Raw genomic sequence first — 2809 nt, 5'->3', positions numbered from 1 at the left:
GGCGGTCGGGGGGGGCGGGGCGGGGCCCGCGGCCCCCCCGGCCGGGCGCCGGGGTCCGGGGGGGCCGCGCGGCCCACCCCGGGTATCGCCGGGCCGGGCCGCTGGGGTAGGACGGAGCGAGGACACACCCAGCGCCGTGCCGTGAGGAGCCCCATGCCTGGTCCGACCGCCGGTCCCGCCGGCGAGACATCGACCGCTCCGGACACCCCGGCCGCCGGTTCCGCCCGGACCGGAGCCGCTCCCGGCCGCACCACCGTCGCCGTGCTCGGCGGCCTGGTCGCCCTCGGCCCGCTCACCACCGACCTCTACCTGCCGGGCCTGCCGGCGATCGCCGACGACCTCGCCGCCGAACCGGCCGCGGTCCAGCTCACCCTGACCTTCTCGATGGTCGGTGTCGCCGCCGGCCAGCTGATCTTCGGGCCGCTCAGCGACCGCTTCGGCCGCCGTCCGCCGCTGCTCGCCGGCCTGGTCGGCTACACCCTGGCGAGCGTCCTGTGCGTCCTCGCCCCCACCCTGCCGGTCCTGATCGCGGCCCGCTTCGTGCAGGGCGCCGCCGGTGCGGCCGGCCTGGTCATCGGCCGGGCCGTCGCCCGGGACCGCTTCGAGGGCGTCGCGATGCTCCGCTTCCTCGCCTCGATCAGCCTCATATCCGGCCTCGCCCCGATCCTCGCCCCGGTCGTCGGGGCCCAGCTGCTCCGCGTCACCTCCTGGCGCGGCACCTTCGGCGCCCTCACCGCGCTCGGCCTGCTGCTCACCCTGATCGCCTTCGCCGCCCTGCGCGAGACCCTGCCGCCCGCCGCCCGCCACGGCGGCGGGCTCGCCGCCACCCTGCGCACGATGAGCGGGCTCCTGCGCAACCTGCCGTTCCTCGGCCTCCTCCTGACCAGCACCTTCGCGTTCGGTGCGCTGTTCGGCTACATCAGCGGCTCGTCGGTGGTGCTCCAGCACGTCTACCACGTCTCGCCGCAGACCTACAGCCTGCTGTTCGGCCTCAACTCGCTCGCCATCGTGGGCGTCACCCAGCTGAACGGACGGGTGCTCGCCCGCCGGTTCACGGCCCGCGCGCTGATGCTGGCCGGTCTCGGCACGGCGGTCGCCGCAGGGGTGGCGCTCGTCCTGCTCACGGCGGTCTGGGACCTCGGCCTGTCCGGCGTCTGCCCTGCGCTCTTCGTCCTGATGGGCAGCCTCGGCGTGATCCTCCCGAACTCGGCCGCCCAGGCGCTCGGCCTGGTCGCCCCGCAGTCCGCCGGCTCCGCCTCCGCCCTGATCGGCACCGGCACGTTCCTCTGCGGCGCCCTGGTCGCGCCGCTCAGCAGCCTCGGCGGCAGCCCGTCGGCAGTCCTCCTCGCGGTGGTCGTCCTGGCCTGCTCCGTCCTGTCCGCCGTCTCCTACCTCGCCCTCTGCCGCCCCGGGCTCCCCGGCGCGGCCGGCTTGGCCGCCTCCGGCTGATCACCGTCGCCGGCCTCGGCCGCCGGCCGAGCCGGGCCGACCGGGTCGGTTCGGCTCATCTCCCGCACAGCACAGCACAGCACGGCGGCGCCGGTCAGGCCCCGGGCGGCAGGCGGTGGCGTGGCGCCGATCGGCTCGCCGCCGCCGTCAGACGCCGAGGGCGGCCTGGCCGCGGGCGAGCAGGCGGGCGCGGGCGTAGGCGGCGAACTCGGGGCCGGCGGCCGTCGCGGCGCCGTCCTGGGTGGGCCGCCGGGGCGGTAGGTGCCGGAGACCGTGTAGTAGCCGTAACGGCCGATCGTCGTATGGGTGTTGGCGCAGCCGGGCGTCACGCACCAGGCGATGCCGTCGGGGGTGGTCAGGCCCTGGACCTGGCCCTTGTGGGCCTGGCCCGCGGCGTCCGCCTGCGGCTTGTGGTCGAAGACGGCCACCCCGACGGTGACCGCACTGTCGCCGGAGGTGTACGTCGCGCGCAGCAGCTTTCGGCAGGACTGGCCGTTGATCACGTCGCCCAGGCCGCCGGTGGTGGCCTGCCAGCAGGTGTCCGTGGCGGCGGTGGCGGTCCGGTTCCAGGTGCGGCCGCCGACGGTGAGGCTCGGGGCGGCGAAGAGGTGCCCGGGTCGAGCGCGGCGGTGTCGGTCGCGGCCTCGGAGATGACCGTCAGCGGATCGCGCGGTGCGCCGCCGGTCGGCGCGGGCGCACCGGCGGGCGGTACGGCCGGTGGTGCGGCGGGCGGGGGAGCCCCCTGGGTGGCGCTCGCCCCGGGCTTGCCGGGAGTGGTGGCCGCGCCGCTCGGCTTCGCGCCGGACTTGCCGGGGGAGGGGTCGCGGACGGGCTGCCGGTGGCGGAGGCACCGGGAGAGGGCTGTCCGGTCGGCGCGGTGGTGGGTGCGGGTGGGGCCCCGCCGGTGGTGGGGCCGGTGGTCGCGGTGGTCGCGTCGGCGGTGGGGCCGGGCTGGAGGGTGACCGCGCCGGTGGGGCGGTCGTCCCGGCCGCTGCCGGACACCTTGATCGCCGTCGCCGTCATCCCACCGATCAGGGCGGTGGCGAGCACGGTGGCTCCGATCATCGTCGGTGTCCCGATCGGCGGTGTCCGGACCGGTGGTGGGGCGACGGGTGGTGGGGCGGATGCCCCGTCAGGAGCTTGCGCGTCGGCCGCCGTCCCCGCCCCGTCCGTCATGGTCGGTGATCCTGTGACATGACCGATGGGGCGGAAGTGAGCGGTTGGGGCGGCCTCACCTCCCGCGCGAACGGCCGCCGGGGGCGGCGCGGACGCCTGGAGGGCTGCCACAAGGTCGTCCTCGGGGCTGGTGGCGACTGGGCCACCCACCGCTTGGTCGTGCAGTTCCGCGAGGCACCGCCCA

Annotated in this window: 2 protein-coding genes; one reads left to right on the top strand and one right to left on the bottom strand. The window is 77.0% G+C overall.

Annotated features, from left to right (window positions below; translation table 11 throughout):
- The first annotated feature begins 153 nt into the window (after positions 1-153).
- Positions 154-1449 (top strand): multidrug effflux MFS transporter, encoded by a 1296-nt coding sequence (locus AB0J08_RS12000; RefSeq protein ID WP_360631008.1) that lies wholly within the window; start codon positions 154-156, stop codon positions 1447-1449.
- On the opposite strand, the gene AB0J08_RS11995 is transcribed toward AB0J08_RS12000, so the two are convergent.
- The gene (locus AB0J08_RS11995) at positions 1389-1952 is read right to left on the bottom strand and encodes a hypothetical protein (RefSeq protein WP_360631005.1); all 564 of its coding nucleotides are present in this window, start codon (positions 1950-1952) and stop codon (positions 1389-1391) included. The two genes, AB0J08_RS12000 and AB0J08_RS11995, sit on opposite strands and share 61 nt — an antisense overlap.
- Between the last annotated feature and the right edge of the window lie 857 nt (positions 1953-2809).

It is taken from the genome of Kitasatospora sp. NPDC050463 (genome assembly GCF_040655255.1).
Lineage (GTDB): Bacteria > Actinomycetota > Actinomycetes > Streptomycetales > Streptomycetaceae > Kitasatospora.
This window is presented reverse-complemented; position numbering and strand designations above follow the sequence as displayed.